The 19,960-nt window shown below is 51.9% G+C and carries 17 protein-coding genes; 7 read left to right on the forward strand and 10 right to left on the reverse strand.

The window, feature by feature from the left end:
- Window positions 1-494 precede the first annotated feature (494 nt).
- Complete coding sequence (locus OB13_RS08640; RefSeq protein WP_461489760.1) at window positions 495-2,363, reverse strand: vWA domain-containing protein; 1,869 nt, start codon at window positions 2,361-2,363, stop codon at window positions 495-497.
- A 101-nt stretch (window positions 2,364-2,464) separates the two neighbouring features.
- Here OB13_RS08640 and OB13_RS08645 point away from each other — a divergent pair, with 101 nt between their 5' ends.
- From OB13_RS08645 to OB13_RS08655, 3 genes are read left to right on the forward strand one after another with little or no spacing between them, the layout of a single operon-like run.
- A complete protein-coding gene (locus tag OB13_RS08645; RefSeq protein ID WP_461489761.1) occupies window positions 2,465-3,064 on the forward strand; it encodes an RNA polymerase sigma factor in 600 nt (199 codons plus the stop codon).
- A complete protein-coding gene (locus tag OB13_RS08650; protein ID WP_461489762.1) occupies window positions 3,051-4,418 on the forward strand; it encodes a TonB family protein in 1,368 nt (455 codons plus the stop codon). Before OB13_RS08645 ends, OB13_RS08650 begins: the two co-directional genes overlap by 14 nt.
- Window positions 4,419-5,045 carry an HD domain-containing protein gene (locus OB13_RS08655; RefSeq protein WP_461489763.1) on the forward strand — a complete coding sequence of 209 codons (627 nt, stop codon included), beginning with the start codon at window positions 4,419-4,421 and terminating at the stop codon, window positions 5,043-5,045.
- Window positions 5,046-5,136: 91 nt separating this feature from the next.
- On the opposite strand, the gene OB13_RS08660 is transcribed toward OB13_RS08655, so the two are convergent.
- The 3 genes from OB13_RS08660 to OB13_RS08670 all read right to left on the reverse strand — a co-directional run bounded on the left by OB13_RS08660 (window position 5,137) and on the right by OB13_RS08670 (window position 7,793).
- Entirely contained in the window at window positions 5,137-6,180 is a 1,044-nt protein-coding gene (locus OB13_RS08660; protein WP_461489764.1) for an NAD(P)-dependent alcohol dehydrogenase, read from the reverse strand.
- 137 nt (window positions 6,181-6,317) lie between these two features.
- Window positions 6,318-7,220 (reverse strand): SMP-30/gluconolactonase/LRE family protein, encoded by a 903-nt coding sequence (locus OB13_RS08665; protein WP_461489765.1) that lies wholly within the window; start codon window positions 7,218-7,220, stop codon window positions 6,318-6,320.
- Between the two features lie 87 nt (window positions 7,221-7,307).
- Complete coding sequence (locus tag OB13_RS08670) at window positions 7,308-7,793, reverse strand: c-type cytochrome (RefSeq protein ID WP_461489766.1); 486 nt, start codon at window positions 7,791-7,793, stop codon at window positions 7,308-7,310.
- Between the two features lie 190 nt (window positions 7,794-7,983).
- On the opposite strand from OB13_RS08670, the gene OB13_RS08675 reads away from it, so the two are divergent.
- Together OB13_RS08675 and OB13_RS08680 are read left to right on the forward strand one after the other, a co-directional pair.
- A complete protein-coding gene (locus tag OB13_RS08675; RefSeq protein WP_461489767.1) occupies window positions 7,984-10,428 on the forward strand; it encodes a zinc-dependent metalloprotease in 2,445 nt (814 codons plus the stop codon).
- Between the two features lie 710 nt (window positions 10,429-11,138).
- Window positions 11,139-12,500: an NAD(P)-binding domain-containing protein gene (locus tag OB13_RS08680; protein ID WP_461489768.1), complete on the forward strand. Its 1,362-nt coding sequence runs from the start codon at window positions 11,139-11,141 to the stop codon at window positions 12,498-12,500.
- A 172-nt stretch (window positions 12,501-12,672) separates the two neighbouring features.
- On the opposite strand, the gene OB13_RS08685 is transcribed toward OB13_RS08680, so the two are convergent.
- Window positions 12,673-12,936, reverse strand: coding sequence for a hypothetical protein (locus OB13_RS08685; protein WP_461489769.1), 264 nt, complete (start codon window positions 12,934-12,936; stop codon window positions 12,673-12,675).
- A gap of 249 nt (window positions 12,937-13,185) precedes the next feature.
- Here OB13_RS08685 and brnQ point away from each other — a divergent pair, with 249 nt between their 5' ends.
- On the forward strand, window positions 13,186-14,526 hold the full coding sequence (gene brnQ / locus OB13_RS08690) for a branched-chain amino acid transport system II carrier protein (RefSeq protein ID WP_461489770.1): 1,341 nt from the start codon (window positions 13,186-13,188) through the stop codon (window positions 14,524-14,526).
- 138 nt (window positions 14,527-14,664) lie between these two features.
- Window positions 14,665-15,819 carry a pseudouridine synthase gene (locus OB13_RS08695; protein ID WP_461489771.1) on the forward strand — a complete coding sequence of 385 codons (1,155 nt, stop codon included), beginning with the start codon at window positions 14,665-14,667 and terminating at the stop codon, window positions 15,817-15,819.
- Between the two features lie 202 nt (window positions 15,820-16,021).
- Here the strand turns inward: OB13_RS08695 and OB13_RS08700 are convergent, their stop codons facing one another.
- The 5 genes from OB13_RS08700 to OB13_RS08720 all read right to left on the reverse strand — a co-directional run bounded on the left by OB13_RS08700 (window position 16,022) and on the right by OB13_RS08720 (window position 19,866).
- Window positions 16,022-16,483 carry an SRPBCC family protein gene (locus OB13_RS08700; protein ID WP_461489772.1) on the reverse strand — a complete coding sequence of 154 codons (462 nt, stop codon included), beginning with the start codon at window positions 16,481-16,483 and terminating at the stop codon, window positions 16,022-16,024.
- Between the two features lie 269 nt (window positions 16,484-16,752).
- Window positions 16,753-17,607, reverse strand: coding sequence for a pirin family protein (locus tag OB13_RS08705; RefSeq protein ID WP_461489773.1), 855 nt, complete (start codon window positions 17,605-17,607; stop codon window positions 16,753-16,755).
- Window positions 17,608-17,830: 223 nt separating this feature from the next.
- Window positions 17,831-18,529, reverse strand: coding sequence for a type 1 glutamine amidotransferase domain-containing protein (locus OB13_RS08710; protein WP_461489774.1), 699 nt, complete (start codon window positions 18,527-18,529; stop codon window positions 17,831-17,833).
- Between the two features lie 72 nt (window positions 18,530-18,601).
- Entirely contained in the window at window positions 18,602-19,483 is an 882-nt protein-coding gene (gene cysM, locus OB13_RS08715; protein WP_461489775.1) for a cysteine synthase CysM, read from the reverse strand.
- 5 nt (window positions 19,484-19,488) lie between these two features.
- Entirely contained in the window at window positions 19,489-19,866 is a 378-nt protein-coding gene (locus OB13_RS08720) for a hypothetical protein (protein ID WP_461489776.1), read from the reverse strand.
- Window positions 19,867-19,960: the final 94 nt, after the last annotated feature.

The following is a 19,960-nucleotide window of genomic DNA, read 5'->3' on the forward strand; positions in this document are numbered from 1 at the left end:
CCCCTCTGACTCCCCTCAAGGGGAGAATTTCTGGACGAGTAGGTATAGCGGGCAGGTATAGCAAAACTAACTAACAACTTCAGCTACGCAGGTATAGCCACTGCCCAGTGCACTTTTAGGGCAACACACTGTTCGAGCGTTCAGCGAGTTTGTGTTGTCTTGACTTTTTTGCTTACTTTTTTTGTCAAGAAAAAAAGTGAGGCCCCGCCGGCCAGGCGAAGCTATACAACAAGACTAGTAACAAGTTTGATAAAGCACCAGCTACGCAGCAGGTATACGTATAGTTAAAATAGGCAAACCACTTCTACGCCAATTACAAGCTGGCCTCATGAGCCACCACAAGTTGCGCTCTCGCTAAACTCGCGGGATACAAGGGATACAAATACTCTTAAAAATGATGTCCATTCAAACGCAGAGAAATCCGGATCGCTTCATGGTCCCCGAAATAACTCCGATTTCTCACTGCGTTCGAAAGGACAGTAGGTAAAAAGGAGTTATCGCCTGTCACTGAGTAAACTCATGGATTTAACCAGGTTAATGAACTCGATCCGGTAGCCTTCCTTGTCAGTGCCACGGGCATCTTCTGCCAGCTGCAGCACCATCGGGTAGGTCGCATTGCCTTTGAACTTAGAGTCACGTAGCAGCATGCCACAGGCCGCAACGGCAGCCGAGAAACGAAAGTTATCGGAAGTCTGACCGGCGGCCACAGCTTTGTCCGCAACGGTAGTGGTGAGGAGCTTACTGGTTGCGCCGTCCGGCTCTTTGTAGCGCAGCTTGAGGGTGAGTATTTCGTCCGTACTTTTTGCTTTCGGGTCGAGCTGCGTTTTCTGGTATTTCAGATCATCGACCTTGCCGGTTTGCGTGGTTGATCTGGAACCGGCAGGTACGATCTCGTAGAGAGCCGTAACGGTATGACCAGCTCCCATATCACCGGCGTCCTTTTTGTCATCGTTGAATTCCTCGTCAGCCAGCGCGCGGTTTTCATAGCCGATCAGGCGGTACGCTTTTACTTTGGCGGGATTAAATTCGAGTTGAAGTTTTACGTCTTTGGCAATGGTAAACAGCGTACCGCCAAACTCGTTTACAAACACCTTTTTGGCCTCCAGTATGTTATCGATGTAGGCATAGTTACCGTTGCCCTTGTTGGCCAGTTGCTCCATGCGCGAATCTTTCAGGTTGCCGGTGCCAAAGCCCAGTACGGTTAAGAACACACCGGATTCCCGCTTGTCCTCAATCAATCGCTGCAATTCACTGTCGCTGCTCACGCCCACATTGAAGTCTCCGTCCGAAGTCAGTATAACGCGGTTGTTGCCTCCTTTTACAAAGCTTTCCTGGGCTACCTTGTAGGCCAGTTTTATACCTTCGCCACCTGCCGTAGAACCACCGGCTTCCAGACTTTCAATCGCCTCCATTATTTTGGGTTTATTTTTACCCGACGTGGCCGGCAACACCAATCCGGCAGCTCCGGCATATACCACAATGGCGACCTTATCCTGCGGACGCAATTCGTTAACCAGCAATTTAAATCCTGCTTTTACCAACGGCAGTTTATCGGGGGAGAACATCGATCCGGAGACATCGATGAGGAACACCAGATTGGCAGCGGGCAGCTTGTCCGTCTGAATATTTTTGCCCTGCAGGCCGATGTGGAGCAACTGGTTTTCTTTGTTCCAGGGGCACTCCGAAAGTTCGGTAGTGACAGAAAAAGGTGCGTCGCCGGTAGGCTGCGGATAGTCATAGGTAAAGTAATTGATCATTTCCTCGATGCGCACCGCATCGACAGGCGGCTTCTGGCCCTGATTCAAAAAACGGCGCACGTTGCTGTAGGAAGCATTGTCCACGTCGATGGAGAAAGTGGAAAGCGGCGTCTTTTTGGCATCCAGGAACGTGCTTTCTTTGATGTAGTTGTAGTTCTCTGTATTGTGTGCCGGCAGATACTCCCTATCATAAGCCATGTTAGCAGGAGCCGATAAGACCATTTCTGTAGTGACGCTTGTGCCTGCTATCCTGACAGGTAACCTTCTTTGTTTGCCATACCCTGTAACGACCACTTCATGCAACGATTTTATATCCGGCTCTAGTGTTACATCGACCTGCTGCTGCTTCCCTACTTTCACTTCCCTGGTATTGTAGCCGAGAAATCGAAAAACCAGGATGGTTTTATCATAGGGCAAGCTGATGCTATACTTCCCATGCTGGTCGGTACTGGTGCCGCTGGTGGTTCCTTTCAGCTGAACCGTTACGCCGGGCAGCGCATTGCCGCTGGTAGCATCGGTTACCGTGCCGGAGATCATGCGGCCTTGTGCGGTTGCGTTTAGCCCCATCAGCAAAAGGGCCAGCAGCAGGTAGAGGTGTTTTTTCATAACGTTTGGGTTTTGGTTTCTTAGTGGATGCCGTTTTCACATGCTTTCCATAAAAGAGTTAGGATTTTTTTCCCTTTCTTTAAGAATCCAAGAAAACATGCATGCTGCCTTTCTTTCTGAAGCTTTTTACAAACGCCAAGCCTCCTCCCGGTGACGAGGAGCTGTTGCGCCTATACCGGGAAACGGGGGAGCTGGAGCATCTGGGAGAATTATTTCAGCGGCACTCCAGGATGGTATACCTCGTGTGCCTGAAATACCTGAAGGATGAAGAAGAGAGCAAAGACGCCACCATGCAGCTTTTCGAGCACATCGCCAAAGTCCTGCCACAACACCAGGTCACCAATTTTAAAAGCTGGCTGCACTCGGCTGCCCGGAACCACTGCCTGATGCTGCTGCGTGCCGGGCGCAAAATGCCTGCTATACCCTGGGAAGATACTTCGCACCTCTTTATGGAAAACACCGAGCCGATGCATCTAACTGAAGCAGAACAGGTAGAGAAAACAGAACAGGTGCTGCATCAGGCCCTGCAGGAACTGCCACCGGAACAGCGCCAGTGTGTTGAATTGTTTTACCTGCAGCAAAAGAGCTACAAAGAAATAAGTACCCTGACGGGATGTGATCTAAATAAAGTAAAAAGTTACATTCAGAACGGGAAGCGAAACCTGAAACTATACATGGAGAAACACCATGCACCGAGATAACCGACATATACTTTGGGGACCCGAAGGTCATCCTTCCCTGGTATTGCTGCAGCAGTACCAGGAGGATACATTGCCTCCTGCCCTGCATCACCAGCTGGAACAACACCTGCTGGACTGCGTGCTCTGCTCGGATGTGCTCGAAGGCATGGCAGTTACGGACGCGGCCAGAACAGACGCCGCAGAAAAGGATCTGAACCGGCGAATCGCTTCGACCTTCCGGAGTAAAAAGCGGAAAACGTTGCCCGTATACCTCACGGATTGGCGAGTGGCGGCGGCCCTTGTGCTGGTATTTTGCTCCACTGTGCTGGTGTTCTACTACAACTATCGGGAAATAACGCAACAGAAACAAGGTATAGCTGCGGCTACCGACAAGGCCATACAGGAAGCAATGGACTTAAGTGAAGCTGCTGCTGATGTTCCTGAACAACTGGCTGATGCAGTCCCGGATACCGTACGGCAAACGATCGCTGCTACGGCGCCTGCTGCCTTGCCTAAACGGCGGGCCCTGGCAAAGCTTCCTCCCAGGCAGGAAGAAGTCCCGACGATGGGACCTGTGTTGGATGCCGCTGTAATTGAATTAAAGGAAGCCGCTATACCAGAAACCTCCGGCATAGCCAGAACCCATGAAACAGCAGAGTCAGTTACTGCCACAGCGTACCAGGACAGGAGTACGTTTGTACCGGAGACTACGTCAGTGGCCAGAGCTTTGCAGGGGAAGGTAGCCGGCGTGAGGCTGAAAGGAACAAACGCTGCTGCTTCAGTTGCCGGCCAGCAGGTACAGGGACAAGTGCTTTCTTCGGATGGCCAGCCTTTGCCGGGTGTTGCCGTCACCGTGAAAGGCACCCGGACCGGTGTCGCTACCGATGCGCAGGGCAACTTCTCCCTGCAATTACCTGTCGACAAGGCCACACTGGTATTCGGTTTCATCGGGTATGAGCAGGAAGAGAAAACGGTAGATGCCAATACACAGCACCTGACAGTGAATATGGAGGTAGACAATAAAGCCTTAAGCGAAGTCGTGGTGACAGGGTATGGCAAAACGGTGGAAAGTCCTGCTACGGTGGTAGCAGCAAAACCAGGTATAGGCAGCAAGGCCTACCGGAAATACCTCGAAGAAAACATTCGCTATACCTCCGTTACCAAAAAAGGACGTGTGGTGGTGCAGGCCACGGTATCCCCGACAGGCACCTTACAAAACCTGCAGGTTGTCCGGAGCCTCTGCCCCAGCTGCGACGAAGAAGCCCTGCGCCTGATAAAAAACGGACCGGCCTGGAAACCCGCTACCCAAAACGGCAGCAGCATAGAAAAACAAGTCCGGATTGTGGTGCGATTTCATCCTGAAAAGAAAAACTAAATGAACACTACGGTAAAGCAGGTATGGGAAGCGCTCTGTTTCAGGTATACAGCCGATGCAGCCCTGGTGGCGCAGCTTTGGGAGGAACTGGAAAAGGCCTATACGGCCAAAGGCAGGTACTACCATACCCTGGATCACCTGGCCTACATGCTGGAACTGGCGACCAGGTATAAACCAGACTCCGAGCAACTTGATCTCCTGCTTTTTGCCCTCTTTTACCACGATGTTGTGTACAGCCCTACCCGTTCCGACAACGAAGAAAAAAGCGCTGACCTGGCGGAGAAACAATTATCAAAATTAGAATTACCGGCAGCGGCTATTACTTTTATAAAAGACATGATCCTGGCTACCAAAGCCCATCAACAGCATTCAGATACTACGATCAACTTCCTGCTGGATCTGGATTTGGCAATACTGGGAGCTGATCCGCAACGGTATGATGCCTATAGCCGGGCTGTCCGAAAAGAGTACGGGATCTATCCGGATCTGATGTATAAACCGGGGAGACGAAAAGTTTTGCAGCATTTTCTGGCGCAGCCCAGCGTTTACAAAACACCTATTTTCCAGCAGGCGTTTGAAGCACAGGCCCGGCAGAATTTAGAGCGGGAATTGGTTAGCTATACCTAAAATATTGTGTGCTTTCTGATGGGAAATATAGGCCATAAAAAACGGCTCCTGTAGTCTAAAACAGGAGCCGTTTCTACTTTCTCTTTTTCTTCTACAGCGTCGCCATGTCAATCACAAACCTATACTTTACATCGCTGCGCAGCATGCGTTCGTAGGCCGTGTTGATCTCTTTCATGGAGATCAGCTCGATGTCCGACATGATGTTGTGTTCGGCGCAAAAGTCCAACATTTCCTGTGTTTCCGGTATACCGCCTATGAGCGAACCCGCCAGGCGACGGCGCTTGCCGATCAGGCTGAAACCTGCTACGCCGGATGGCTCTGGTGGCGCACCCAGCAGGATCATGGTCCCGTCGCGCTTCAGCATTGACAGGTATAGGTTGTAGTCGTGCGGTGCCGAAACCGTATTGATGATGAAGTCAAAGGAGTTCCGCAGATGCTTGAGCGTGTCTGCGTCTTTGGTAACGGCAAAGTTATGTGCTCCCAAATCCAGGGCGTCCTGTTCCTTGCTAGGAGAAGTACTCAGCACGGTCACATCCGCACCTTTGGCGGCCGCGATCTTCACCGCCATGTGGCCCAGTCCGCCCAGCCCCACTATACCTACGCGATGCCCTTTGCCGATCTTCCACTCCATGATGGGTGAGTACGTCGTGATACCTGCGCAGAGCAGCGGCGCCACGCGCGACAGGTCCAGGTTTTCCGGCACTTTCAGGGTATAGTTTTCATCCACCACGATCTGCGAGGAGTAGCCGCCGTAGGTGATGGTTTTGTTATCAAGCTCGTAGCTGTTGTAAGTGCCCACGTTGTGCACTTCGCAGTACTGCTCCAGGCCTTCTTTGCAGCTGTCGCAGGTGCGGCACGAATCCACGAAACAACCTACGCCGGCCAGGTCGCCTTCTTTGAATTTTTTCACCTTGCTGCCCACTTTGCTCACCACGCCTACTATTTCGTGGCCGGGAACCAGCGGGTACATCGCGCCGCCCCACTCATTGCGCACCTGGTGCAGGTCGGAGTGGCACACGCCACAGTATTTTATGTCAATCAGTACATCATTCTCCCCCACTTCACGCCGCTCCAGGTTAAATGGCCCGAGCGGACTGGTCGGATCAAATGCGGCATATGCTTTTGCTGGTATCATAGTATGTCTGGTATTAGGTATAAGATAATGTATAAAGATAGTTGCTTTACGAAAACCGGTGAAGGAACAGTTTGTTATCCCTTAAAAAAATAAAGCATAGCAACTTAATCCAGAAAAGTCACGCAAAGTCAAAAACATCAACGATCCCCTCTGTAGAAACTGGCAGCTATACCCTGCACACCAGGTTTCACCGAAAACAATCCGCCGCTGTGTGGGTACTGCTCCAGTTGCTCCTCGCTCAGTCCTTCCCGTGCCGTGGTGATGTAGAGTATGTCCAGGTTTTCTCCTCCGAAGGCACAGGAGGTGGTTTGTGGGGCAGGCACCGTGATCTTCTCAAGCATCATTCCGGTCGCAGGATCCCAGCGCGTGACGGCACCGCCGCCGTGCAGGGCGATCCATAACTTCCCTTCGGCATCGAGGATCATGCCATCCGGTGAACCCTCGGAGGAAGGTATGCTGAACGCATCTCTTCGGTTGCTGATGATGCCGGTAGCATCGTTGTAGTCGAAAGCCTGTACTTTGGATGTGGGTGTGTCGATCAGGTACATCGTTTTCCTGTCAGTCGTCCAGACAAGGCCGTTCGAGATCGTGAGCTTGTCCAGCATCTGGTGAATGCTCCCGTTCCGGTCCATCCGGTAGAGTACGGCTGCTCCCTGGCGGCTATCGAGCGCCATCGTACCGACCCAGAACCTGCCGGACGGGTCGCACTTGCCGTCGTTGAAGCGTATGTCTTCTTGCTTAATGGGGTTTGTGATGCAGGTAAGCTCTCCGGTTTTGGTATCTATCCGGTGTATTCCGTTTTGCAATGCTACCAGGGCTCCGCCACCTGCCACCGGCACGACTGTGCCCACGCGTGCAGCGACAGGCCATACCTGGTCAGCAGCCGTGGCAGGATCAAAAAGATGGAGCGCTTTGCCTTCGATGTCGACCCAGTAGAGGAGCTTCTCTTCCGGGTGCCACAGCGCGCCTTCTCCTAAGGTGGCTTTGGCATCCAGTACAAGTGTTGCTTCTGTTCCGGTATTTTGCTCCGTGCTGCTCATGCGATCTTGCCTCGTGAAAATTAAAATCAGGTATAAAAAAACTGTCCCTATACCTGGGCAGGTATAGGGACAGTTCATGAATTTTTCTTATTTACGAAGCGCCAGAATATAGCGGGCCATTTCTTTGGCGTCCGCTTCTTTCAGATCAGGGTGCGGTGTCATCGGGATTTCGCCCCATACGCCAGCGCCGCCCTTTATGATCTTGCCGGCCAGGTAGTCCACGTTCTTGTCGTTCATCTCGTACTTCTTGGCGACATCCTCATACGCCGGCCCTACCAATTTCTGATCTACTTTGTGGCAGGCGAGGCAGTCGGATTTGGCAATGAGTTGTTCACCCTTCTGATATTTGAGTGCTTCTTGCTGGGCAGCACCGGCCGATGCGCTGTCCTCTGCTACTTTTGTTTTGTCGGCCGGTACGGTGGCTGGTTTGGCCGGAGCCGGTCTGGCTGAAGCAGTAGCCGTCGTATCGGGCTGGTAATCGCTGTCGTAGTAACGCTCATATTCCGACTTCTGCTCGCTTCCGCAGGCGGTCATCAGCGCACAGGCAGCCATAACAGTTAGAATCCTTTTCATAGTTTTAAATTTCATTTTTTTAACCAGTGCCCATCGGGCACTACCTGAGTATGTACTCAGCAACTTTTTTAAAGTTACCGGAAAAAGTGATGGGGGCAACTCACTACGGGCGCTATATTATATAAATCCTATCTTCTAAATGCTTACCTTCCCTTTTCCTTAAACCATCAAACCTACTATACCTGATACCATGAAATCATCTTTTACCGGAAGATTCTGGCTGCTCATGCTGCTTGTTCCACTCCTGGCAGCCGGCTCAGCCTTCGCCCAGCGCCTGCCCTCTATTGCCTCCAAAACGGCAGGCATGAAAAAGTACCCCGGTTATTTCACCTTCTACTGGGACGAAAGCAACGGCAAGATCTGGCTCGAGATCGACCGGTATAACCAGGATTTCCTGTACGTGAACTCGCTGCCGGGCGGACTCGGCTCCAACGACATCGGCCTGGACCGCGGACAACTGGGCGGGCAGCGCGTGGTGTCCTTCCAGAAGATCGGACCCAAGATCATGCTCGTGCAGCCCAACCTGCGCTACCGTGCCATTACGGATAACAAAAACGAAGCCCGTGCCGTGGAAGAATCCTTTGCCCGGTCCATACTCTGGGGGTTTAAGGCCGAAGCGGCCGATGACAACACCGTGCTGGTAGACGCCACTGAATTCCTGCTGCGTGACGCCCACGATGTGGTGGGAAGCATAAAGCGCACCAAGCAAGGCAGCTATAGACTGGATGCCAGCCGCTCGGCGCTCTACCTGCCGCGCACCAAAAACTTCCCCAAGAACACCGAGTTTGAAGCGACGCTTACCTTTACCGGTGGCGACGATGCCGGCCGGTTCGTGCGCGAGGTGGCACCGGACGAGCAGGCCTTGACCCTGCGCCAGCACCACTCTTTCATCGAGTTGCCCGACAACAACTATACCCCACGTGCCATGGATCCTCGTGCCGGTTACTTCGGCATCTCCTACTTCGACTACGCCACGCCTGTCAGCGAAGACATAGAGAAGCGCTACATCGCACGCCACCGCCTGCAGAAAAAGAACCCATCGGCCAAGGTATCGGAAGCCGTGAAACCCATCGTGTACTATGTCGACAATGGCGCACCGGAACCCATTCGCTCTGCCCTGCTGGACGGTGCCCGCTGGTGGAACCAGGCTTTTGAAGCGGCCGGATACAAAGATGCCTTCCGGGTGGAGGTGCTGCCGGATACGGCCGATCCGATGGATGTGCGCTACAACATGATCCAATGGGTGCACCGCAGCACGCGTGGCTGGTCTTACGGTGCTTCGGTAACCGATCCGCGTACAGGAGAGATCATCAAAGGCCACGTATCCCTGGGATCCCTGCGTGTGCGCCAGGACTACCTAATCGCAGAAGGCTTACTCGCTCCTTACGAAGAGGGCAAGCCCGAAAACAAAGCCATGCTGAATATGGCGCTGGCGCGTATCCGGCAGTTGTCGGCACACGAACTGGGCCATACGCTGGGCATCATGCACAATTACGACGCCAACAACAATGCCTCCGTGATGGATTACCCGCACCCGCAGGTGAAGCTGGACCGCGCCGGGAATATTGACCTGGGCAATGCCTATGGCACTGCCATCGGCGAATGGGACAAACTGGCCGTAACCTATGGCTACCAGGATTTCCCCAAAGGAACGAATGAGAAGAAGGCGCTGGATGAACTGCTGGCGCAAGGTAGAGCGCGCGGCCTCACCTTCATTTCCGATCGTGATGCCCGTGCTCCGGGCGGCGCCCACCCGACCGCCCACCTCTGGGACAATGGCAACGGTGCGACCGAAGAGCTGCTGCATGTGCTGGAAGTACGGAAGAAAGCCCTGCAGAACTTCTCTGAAAAAAACATCAAAACCGGTGCGCCCATGAGTACACTGGAGGATGTGCTGGTGCCGATCTACAACTACCACCGCTACCAGACCGAAGCAGCTGCCAAGCTGATCGGTGGCATGAACTATACCTACGCCGTGCGGGGCGACAAGCAAGTGGTAACCCAGGTGCTGGATAAGCGCGAACAGCAAAAGGCGCTTGACGCGATGCTGAAAACCATAACGCCGGAGGTGCTTACGCTGCCGGAAAACATTATCAGCCAGATTCCGCCACGCGCGCCCGGGCTTCGCAACAGCCGCGAGCTTTTTGCCAAACGCACCGGCCTCACCTTCGACCCGCTGGCCGCTGCCGAGGCGTCCGCTGATTTCTCGCTTTCATTTCTGCTTCACCCGGAGCGTGCTTCGCGTCTGGTTGAGCTGGGTGCCCGCAGCAACAGCCTCAGCCTGCAGGACGTGACAAAGCAACTCCTAGAGAATACCTGGAAGAGCCGCCGTGCGGAAGGTCTGGCTGCGCAGGTACAGCTGCAAACAGAGCAGGTCGTACTGACGCACCTGCTGGCGCTGGCACAGAACGACAATGCCTCTTACCAGGCCCGCGCCGTGGCAACAGCTGCCCTGACCGCCATCAAAGAGCATGCGACCAGCCAGGCCAAACGCACCCGCGACAATGGGTATAAAGCCCACCTGGAGTTTGCCTTGGCTAGAATAGAACATCCAGAAGAGATCAAACCTACCAAAGCCCTCGATCTGCCGCCAGGTGCTCCGATCGGAAGTGGAGAGTATATCAGATGTGAGTAAACATCAGCGTATAAGCAATGAAAAACCGCCTTCTCTTTATAGAGGGGCGGTTTTTTATTTGTAAGGGCTTTAGCGAGAAATCGGGGAATTTCATACTGCCCGCTTCGTCTGTTTTGCCCTCTCTATTAATTTTTTTAGTTTCTGACTGTCGGCAGTTTTATGCCTATTTTGCTTTACCCTTTAATACAAGCTATAGCCAAGTCTCTTAGCGCAAGAACACAACGATATAATAAGTTGATTCTTAACAACTTATGCCACAGTTACACCCTTACACAAGTGTACCATTAGCTTAATTAAGTTCCAACAAAAGTACCATAATGCAAGTTTTCAGAGGAATGGTAACTTTTGAAGTAATACTATACTAAATTCAACTTTACCTAAACCTTACAGCTAATAACTTAAAAGTCAAATTATAATTATTCCATCAGATTTTGTATCTTTGTAAAACAGGCATTCTGACAATAGAGATATGAATATTTCAGAAGGGCACTTTGATAGTATAGTTCAGGCCAACCGGCTTCTTTTGTAAGGCATCATTTCAAAAGCCTCTCTTTTTTATACTTACTGCCCACCTTTCTGTTTTCTGCCAGGCAGGTTATACCCTCTCGCGGAAACCCGGAATTGTGATTTTTCCGATCACGAAACAATAATCTTTGAAACATATCTCGAGGCAGATTATTGTGTTTTGCATTTACCAATTTAAAGTATATATGAAGTTAAGAGTAGGAATCATCGGGGCCGGCCCCAGCGGCCTGGCGCAGCTACGCGCGTTTAAATCAGCAGAAATGAAAGGCGAGGCCATACCGGAAATCGTGTGCTTTGAAAAGCAGGCAGACTGGGGTGGCCTCTGGAACTATACCTGGCGTACTGGAGTGGGCAAGTATGGCGAGCCGATCCACGGCAGCATGTACCGCTACCTCTGGTCCAACGGGCCAAAAGAGTGCCTGGAGTTTGCCGATTATACCTTCGATGAGCACTTTGGGAGGCCTATCTCTTCGTATCCGCCCCGCCCTGTGCTATTCGATTACATACAGGGCCGCGTAGATAAGTGCAACGTGCGCGACTACATCCGCTTCAATACTACCGCCCGCTGGGTGGAGTACAAGGAGGACACGCAGCAGTTTTCGGTGGTGCTGGAAGACCTGGCCAACAACAAGACCTATACCGAGGAGTTTGATTACCTGATCGTTGCCTCCGGTCACTTCTCCACCCCGAACATGCCTTACTTTGAAGGAATTGAAGAGTTTCCAGGCCTGATCATGCACGCGCACGACTTCCGTGGGGCTGACATTTTCAGGGACAAGCACGTGTTGCTCATCGGCAGCAGCTACTCAGCCGAGGACATTGGTGTGCAGAGTTACAAGCACGGCGCCCGGTCCGTTACCCTGAGCTACCGCAGCAACCCCATCGGCATGGACTGGCCTGAAGGTATGAAAGAAGTACCCCTGCTCACCCACTTCGAGGGGGAAGTGGCGCACTTCAGCGACGGCTCGCAGGAGCGCTACGATGCGGTGGTGATGTGCACCGGCTACCAACACAAGTTCCCCTACCTGCCCGACGAACTGCGCCTCAAAACACGCAACTGCCTCTACCCGGACAAGATCTACAAAGGCGTATTTTTCAACGACCTGCCCCAGCTCATCTACCTGGGCATGCAGGACCAGTACTATACCTTCAATATGTTTGACGTACAGGCCTGGTACGCGCGGGATGTCATCCAGGGAAAGATTCAGCTGCCGGGCAAAGAAGAAAGGCAGAAGGACATCAACCTGTGGCTGAACAAAGCCGCCTCAAACTGCACCCACGACGATGAGATTGACTTCCAAACAGAGTACGTACGGGAACTAATGAATAGGACCGACTACCCTGAAATTGACCTGGACAAAGTAGCCATGCTTTTCAAGCAGTGGCTCGTAGACAAGGAAGAGGACATTCTCCGCTACCGCGACAAGACCTATACCTCGGTAATGACGGATACAAAGGCTGAGCAGCACCATACCCCCTGGCTTGAGGAAAAAGACGACAGCTTTGAGCGCTACATGCAGGAAGCTTTGGATCTGGAACAGGTATAGCATTTGGTATACCGAATGCTAACAGGAGAAGGGAGGGCTACATGCCTTCCCTTTTTCCTTTAGACAACTAAGGGTTATATGTGCCCGCCGCGCCTACTTAGAGAGCAGTATAAATATGAGATATACGCACCGGGAGGCACTGTAACAGGCATAAAAGGAAGAAGCGGAGCCGCTACTCGTCCTCACTGATCCAGTCTACTGCCTCCATATTCTCCATATAGGGCTCTAAAACAGCCATCGCACTGACTGCTTTCCGGAAGGTGCTAATTACCTGCGCCTCCTGTCCTGCCCATACTTCCACATAGGTATTGTTCAGATCATAGAGCGTCACTGTCCAGTTGTTCACCCGGCGTTGCGCAAGCACAATCCCATCCCGGGCCAAGGTCTCCGTCTGGCTCCTCAGGGGCAGTCTTTCAAACCATGAATATTCAAGCATAAGCTAGCCGCGTAAGTAATTGGGTACTATATAAGTGTGATAACAGGAAATTAGTTTCTTTTATCCGATATTGCATTTTTCAAATACCAAGCATTGATTAAAATCAATAAATTTCCTTAACATTTGTCAAAAAAGCTCCCAATTATACCTCTATAGATAGTAAAACACAAGATATATGTAGGAATTTGGGCGATTAGGTAGTTAATTGCAAATCAGTTACATCCTTCTATTAAACTCGCTCAAAATATTGTGAAATCAGGAAACATCTCATTCAAAGAAACATTTTTCATTGGTTTAATGCTCTTCGCCATTTTCTTTGGTGCGGGCAATCTTATTTTTCCTTTGTCGCTTGGCCAGGCCGCCGGCACCGAACTCGTACCCGCCATTGTCGGCTTTCTGATGACCGGCGTGGGGCTGCCTTTACTTGGGGTGATTGCCATCGGTATTTCCAAAAATGAAGATGTACAGTCCATTTCAGCCAAAGTGCACCCCTTGTTCGGGTTGATCTTTCCTGTGATTATTTATTTAACCATTGGCCCGCTGTTTGCCGTTCCCAGAACCGGCACCGTGTCCTATGAAATCGGGATTGCGCCTTTTCTGCCAGACTTGCTGAAGGCATCCAGTGTTAGTATGGTGGTGTACTCGGTTATTTTCTTTGGGGTTACCTATTGGCTCTCCCTGAACCCTGGCAAGATTGTGGACCGGATCGGGAAGCTTCTGACGCCTCTACTGCTGCTTATCCTGCTTGTTCTACTGGTCAAGAGTGTTGCCACTCCCCTGGGCCTTATACAGGCTCCTCTCTCGACATATGAGGCAGCTCCTTTCTTCAAGGGCTTTCAGGAAGGCTACCTGACCATGGACACCATCGGCTCCTTTATATTTGGCCTCATTGTGATAAGCGCCATCCGGGCCCAAGGCGTTGAAAGCCCGAGGCAGATTGCCAAGGTCTGTACCACAGCAGGCCTGATCGCGGCAAGCGGACTCGCGCTGGTCTATGTGGGGCTGGCCTACGCGGGCGCCTCGAGCGTGGAAGCCATCGGCCACCAGGAGAACGGCGGTCTCATCATCACCCAGGTATCAGACCTGCAGTTCGGGGTTTGGGGTAGCCTGATCCTGAGTCTTGCCATCATATTCGCCTGTCTGACTACCAGCATCGGCCTGGTGGTAGCCTGCGCCAGTTTCTTCAACAAACTGCGCCCTTCGGTGTCCTATAGAACCTATGTGCTGATTCTGACGCTGGTGAGCGCAGCCATTTCCAACGTAGGCCTTACTCAAATCATTTCCTTTTCTGTTCCTGTGCTGGTCGCTATATACCCGATCGTCATCGTCCTCATTGCTTTGACCCTGTTTGGCTCCCTGCTCCGTAAAAGGACCCCAATCTATACCTGGTCTGTATTGCTGACAGGCATTGTGAGTGTGGTGGATGGCTTTAACGCGGCAGGCATTGAACTGGCCATCAGCGCGGTATTCGAAGAATATTTGCCGCTCTTCAGCCTCGGCATGGGCTGGCTTGTTCCGGCTATCGTGGGGTGTCTGATCGGCTACCTGCTATCGTTTCGGCAGACAAGCCTTGCGCTGGCAAACGAGTAGGCACGCCTCCGCCAATTCTGAGGCGGAGATAATGAGCGGGAGTAGGTAAAGCTATATTTTCCCGTAATTTTGCCTCTTATTCAAAACAGGCGTAAAACGGAGTGCTGACTTATTACTTCCAGCTACGCCACCAACAACATGGAACCTAAGAGACTCAATAAATACATCAGTGATACCGGCTTCTGCTCCAGGCGCGATGCGGATGAACTGATCGAACAAGGCCGGGTAACGGTGAATGGCAAAATTCCTGCAGACGCAGGTATGAAAGTAACGCCGAAAGATAAAGTGCGCATTGACGATGAAATCCTCTCCGTGCGCGAAGAAAGACCGGTATACCTGATCTTCAACAAACCAGCCAACATGTCGGCTAGTTCGGACCCATCGGTGCGCGATAACGTGGTACGGGCGATCAATTTCCCTGCTACCCTCGAACCTACCGGTTTGCTCGAAAGAGAAGCAGAAGGCATTATTTTCCTGAGCAACGACAGTGACTTTGTACGCAACGTAAAGCGCTCGGACAACAAGTACGAGAAGGAATATGTGGTAACGGTTGACAAGCAGATCACCGCAGACTTCCTGAAGAAGATCAGTGGTGGCGGAGCCCCGCTACCGGGTGAAGAGCAAAAGAACAACGCTGTTTCGAAAGAGGGCCAGACCCGCTTCCGTATTATCCTGAAGCCGGGCACAGACCATTACCTGAAGCGAATGTGCGAGAGCCTGGGTTACAAAATAGTGCACCTGCAGCGCCTTCGTTTCAATACCTTCACGCTGGGTAAGCTGCCCGCCGGTCATTGGCGTGTGCTGACCCAACAGGAGGTTGAAAGTCTCACCAGCCTTGCCTATCCGGGGAAGGGAGTCTCCTCCAAAAGATCACAGGATAGCGCTTATGCCAGACCTGAACGACCGGAACGCCGGGAAGGCGCAGGAGCCAGATCCGGCGCAAGCAAGCGAAGCAGCACAGAAAAAGCCAGCGGTACTTCAACCAGAAATGGTGCTGACAGACCGGCAGGTGCTTCAGCGAGAAGCGGTGGCGGAAGATCCAGCAGTACCGCTTCGAGAGGCAGTGCTGACAGAAAAAGCAGTTCTGCTGCAAGAGGCGGTTCCGATAGACCCGGTGGTTATGCACAGGGGGAAGGCGCCTATAAAAGAGGCACGCAAAAAAGCAGCACGGGCGGTTCGGCCAAAACCACAAGAGCAAGCTCCGGCAAAGGCGCTCTGAAATCAGGACCTGCCAAAAGCTCATCACCGAAAAGTAGCAGCAAAAGAAACGATACGCCCAAAAGGGGACGATAAAACGGAATAGTTGACCAGTTGCCTTATCAGGCTTCCTGACACAAAAACGCTCCTTCTGCCGTGGCAGAAGGAGCGTTTTTGTGTCACATGGTTTGATTACCTGAAGCAGGGGCTATGCCTTACTTCTAGCCGATTCGAGGTTAAAAGCAGCCTGGCTTCTGCCATATCTAACTCAAAACTCGAGACTCAGAACTCAGAACTCCTAAGCCTTTCCTTCATGCACCGCTTTCACTTCCCTTCTCTCCTGCTCCTGATCGAGCTGGGCTATACCTGTCTCGCATAAGTTTTTAAGCATCGTCAGGTGGCGGGCCCAGTGAAAGTTGCAGGTGGCGTATACTTCATCTTCGGCCGGATATCCGATATGCTTAAAATCGAGACAGGTGAAGTCACCTTTGTCCGATAATGCAAAGGTGAGGTGCGTACCTGTCCAGTCGTCGTTGTCGTTCACACACTCCCATTCCACAAATGTATCGGGCTGTAGTACCAGTACTTTCATTTTGTTGGAGCCATGCCCGGCTACCATGAATTCATTTACAAAACCGACTTCCGGCAACACTTTGCAGTCCGCTACCCACCATCCGGATAGCCCCTTTTGTGTCGTAACTGCTTCGAAAACAGTATGCCTGTCGGCCTGTATAAGTACCTGGTGATAGATATTTGCCATGGAGTGAAGTGTAAATATTGTTTTTAATCAAGGTAAGAATATAAGTTTGATGTGCTTATCGGATTATATATGCCAGCGATTTCAACGGCTGTAGGTACAGACACTCGCAGGAGCTGCGCACGCTGCGAGGTCTTTTTAGTACCGGCTTTTCAAAGGCTGGAAGGAGGACCTTCAGGGAAATCAAAAAAAAGCGCTCCCTTTGAAGCTATACCTTCCACTTTCTAACTTTTTAATTCTCTAACTTTCTAACTCCTAAATTCTCAAACTTCTTACTCCGCCCAGGTTCCCATTTTGCCCAGCTGGTAATCCTGGAAGGCTTCGCGGATCTCCTGCTCGGTATTCATCACGAAAGGCCCGTGCGACACGACGGGTTCGTTATAGGGCTGGGCATGACCGAAGAGAATGTAGGCATCTTCCGTAGCTTCTACCTTTATTTCTTTGCCTTCGTTTTCGAACTCTACCAGTGTCAGTTTTTCTGCTGTCTCGCCGTTCACTTTTACCGCGCCGCGCACCACATAGAAAAAGATGTTGCGCTCTGAAGGTATGTTGTAAATAAAAGTGCCTCCCGGCTGCATTTCAATACTGACCATGTGTATGTCGCTCAGGCTCTGGATGGGCGCCTCTACCTCTCCCCAACTTCCCGATACTACGTTCACATTCACTTTGCCACTGTCGAGCGAAACAACCGGGATCTTATCTTTCTGCAGGCCGATATACTTGGGCTCTGTCATTTTGTGTTTGGCCGGCAGGTTGAACCACAACTGCAGAATCTCCAGCGGGCCTCCTTCTTTCTTAAACTTCTCCGATGACACCTCGGCATGGATCAATCCGCGGCCGGCTGTCATCCATTGGACGCCGCCCGCCTCTATCACATCTTTTCCACCGCCCGTGTCCTGGTGCGTAATGTCGCCATCCAAAATAAAAGTCAGCGTTTCAAAGCCTCGGTGCGGGTGCGGCCCGAAGGGCAGGCCACGGTTACCGGCCTTGTATACCTGTGGTCCGTGGTGGTTGAGGAACAGAAACGGATCTATGTACTCCACTTCCCGAGTTGGCAAGGCCCTGTAGGTGACCAGGTCACCGACCGGAGCAGGTATGGCTTTGTGTTTCTTTTTTATCTTTCTCATAGTGTTCGTGCTTTGGTTTGCAATTTAATGTATCTGCATCGGGTATCATAGCAACATCTTGATCTCCTATACCTATACCTATACCTATACTTACATCGTTCTGAGAAGCGAGGCCACAAAGCCTGTCCTTGCAAACTCGTTACTTAACATAAAAATCCCACCAGCTCCTTCCTGAAGCTAATGGGATTTTACGCTACACTGATACTGGTTATACGCAAAAGGCTTATTTAGAGCCAGCAGGTTGTTTCTTCAGCATTCTGAGTAATTCTTCTGCGGCAGGCTCCGACGAGGCTGGATTCTGCCCGGTGATCAACAAGCCATCGGTCACGACATAAGGCTTCCAGTCCTCGATTTTGGAGTAATTGCCTCCAAGCTCCTTCAACTTATCCTCCACCAGGAAAGGGACAATGTTGGTCAGTTGCACAGCCTCTTCCTCCGAATTCGTAAAACCTGCCACTTTTTTGCCTTTCACAAGCGGCTCTCCGTTGGCTGCCCGGGCTTCTGCCAGTACCGCCGGGCCGTGACAAACGGCAGCAACCGGTTTCTCCTGTTTTGCAAAGTCTTCAATCAACCGGATAGAATCTTTGTCCTTTGCCAGGTCCCACAGCGGCCCATGGCCTCCCGGAAAGAATACTGCATCATAAGCCTCAGCCCGTACTTCGCTTAGTTTTTTGGTGCGGGAGAGTTTGTGCTGCAGGTCTTCGTCTTCATAAAAACGCCGGGTAGCTTCCGTCTGGGCATCCGGCTCGGTGCTTTTCGGGTCGATGGGAGGCTGCCCGCCTTTCGGAGAGGCAAGTTCAATGTCAACGCCAGCATCGGACAGGGTATAATAAGGGGCTGCAAACTCCTCTATCCAGAAACCAGTTTTTTTGCCGGTGTCTCCGAGCTGATCATGTGAGGTTAAAACAAATAATACTTTCATAGCTTTTGGTTTTATAGGTTTATAAGACAGGTCGCTTCTTTAGTTTACGGCGCTCGTTGTTTTAAGGAAGCATTAGCCGAAGAGCTCAGATGAAAGGTAGCGGTCGCCCCGGTCGCAGATGATGCAGACCACCACCCCTTCCTCCAGTTCCTCTATGAGCCGGACAGCAGCCGTCACAGCTCCCCCGCTGCTCATGCCCGCAAAAACACCTTCTTCCCGGGCCAGCCGGCGCGTCATGGCAGTGGCCTCTTGCTGTGACACATCGATGATCCGGTCCACCCGCTCCCGCTCAAATATCTTAGGCAGGTACTCCTGCGGCCAGCGCCGGATACCGGGTATCTGGGAGCCTTCCAGCGGCTGCGTGCCCACGATCTGCACCCCGGGGTTCTGTTCTTTCAGGTAACGCGACACGCCCATGATCGTACCCGTTGTGCCCATGGAGGAGACAAAATGCGTGATGGTACCCTGGGTGTCGCGCCATATTTCGGGGCCGGTGGTGCGGTAGTGGGCTCTGTAGTTGTCCGGGTTGCCGAACTGGTTCAGCACCAGATAGCCGCCTTTGGCCTCCTGCTCCTGTACATAGTCTATGGCGGCTTCCATGGAACCTTGGGCAGGTGTCAGGATCACTTTGGCGCCAAACGCCTCCATGGTCTTCACCCGTTCGGGAGTCGCACTCGCAGGCATCACCAGCTCTATCTCCACGCCAAACAAACGGGCCATCATAGCGAGCGCAATGCCGGTATTGCCGCTGGTCGCTTCGATTAGTTTGATACCTTCTTTCAGCTCACCCCGGTCCAAAGCGCCTTTGATCATGCCATAGGCCGCCCGGTCTTTCACGCTGCCACCCGGGTTATTTCCCTCCAGTTTGCCCAGCAGTTTCACATTCGGGTTAGGAGAAATATTTTTCAGTTCTACCAGGGGCGTATTACCAATCAGATCTATCAGGGAAGCCATTCAGGTTATTTAACAAGGTAAAAATTCGTAATCTGTGTCACGTTGACCTGCCCTATGGTACTGCCCGCATCATTGGCAACCGGCAGGGAGCCGTCACAGGCAATGGCACCGCCCACCGGACGACCATATATTTTCACGTCTTTTCTGTCAGAATCAAAGCCTGTCAGAAAGTATTCCGAAGGTCTGGCAGGTTTCCCGCCACGGCAAGGCACACATACTATTGTATACCCCAAAAGCTCGGAACGGTTCCAGAAACCCTGCTCATTGGTAAAGTCACCCTCCCTATACCTGGCAGTAAAAAATATCGCCGATAAATTAGGCAAGGCCAGACGTGACGGTATGTGCACGTAACGGTCATCCGGCATAAACGCCATCTGCACCATTTCCGGCCGCTCTCAATCAGGTATAAGACATGTAGCCGGCAGGTATATCTGGCACCTTAGTCGACAGGTATAGCAGACATACTTACAACCTAAA

Source organism: Pontibacter sp. HJ8 (assembly GCF_054824225.1).

Excerpts from the sequence above, each read along its gene's own strand:
- OB13_RS08640 (WP_461489760.1), bottom strand. The coding sequence starts at position 2,363 with ATGAAAAAACACCTCTACCTGCTGCTGGCCCTTTTGCTGATGGGGCTA.
- OB13_RS08645 (WP_461489761.1), top strand. The coding sequence starts at position 2,465 with ATGCTGCCTTTCTTTCTGAAGCTTTTTACAAACGCCAAGCCTCCTCCC.
- OB13_RS08650 (WP_461489762.1), top strand. The coding sequence starts at position 3,051 with ATGCACCGAGATAACCGACATATACTTTGGGGACCCGAAGGTCATCCT.
- OB13_RS08655 (WP_461489763.1), top strand. The coding sequence starts at position 4,419 with ATGAACACTACGGTAAAGCAGGTATGGGAAGCGCTCTGTTTCAGGTAT.
- OB13_RS08660 (WP_461489764.1), bottom strand. The coding sequence starts at position 6,180 with ATGATACCAGCAAAAGCATATGCCGCATTTGATCCGACCAGTCCGCTC.
- OB13_RS08665 (WP_461489765.1), bottom strand. The coding sequence starts at position 7,220 with ATGAGCAGCACGGAGCAAAATACCGGAACAGAAGCAACACTTGTACTG.
- OB13_RS08670 (WP_461489766.1), bottom strand. The coding sequence starts at position 7,793 with ATGAAAAGGATTCTAACTGTTATGGCTGCCTGTGCGCTGATGACCGCC.
- OB13_RS08675 (WP_461489767.1), top strand. The coding sequence starts at position 7,984 with ATGAAATCATCTTTTACCGGAAGATTCTGGCTGCTCATGCTGCTTGTT.
- OB13_RS08680 (WP_461489768.1), top strand. The coding sequence starts at position 11,139 with ATGAAGTTAAGAGTAGGAATCATCGGGGCCGGCCCCAGCGGCCTGGCG.
- OB13_RS08685 (WP_461489769.1), bottom strand. The coding sequence starts at position 12,936 with ATGCTTGAATATTCATGGTTTGAAAGACTGCCCCTGAGGAGCCAGACG.
- OB13_RS08695 (WP_461489771.1), top strand. The coding sequence starts at position 14,665 with ATGGAACCTAAGAGACTCAATAAATACATCAGTGATACCGGCTTCTGC.
- OB13_RS08700 (WP_461489772.1), bottom strand. The coding sequence starts at position 16,483 with ATGGCAAATATCTATCACCAGGTACTTATACAGGCCGACAGGCATACT.
- OB13_RS08705 (WP_461489773.1), bottom strand. The coding sequence starts at position 17,607 with ATGAGAAAGATAAAAAAGAAACACAAAGCCATACCTGCTCCGGTCGGT.
- OB13_RS08710 (WP_461489774.1), bottom strand. The coding sequence starts at position 18,529 with ATGAAAGTATTATTTGTTTTAACCTCACATGATCAGCTCGGAGACACC.
- cysM (WP_461489775.1), bottom strand. The coding sequence starts at position 19,483 with ATGGCTTCCCTGATAGATCTGATTGGTAATACGCCCCTGGTAGAACTG.
- OB13_RS08720 (WP_461489776.1), bottom strand. The coding sequence starts at position 19,866 with ATGGTGCAGATGGCGTTTATGCCGGATGACCGTTACGTGCACATACCG.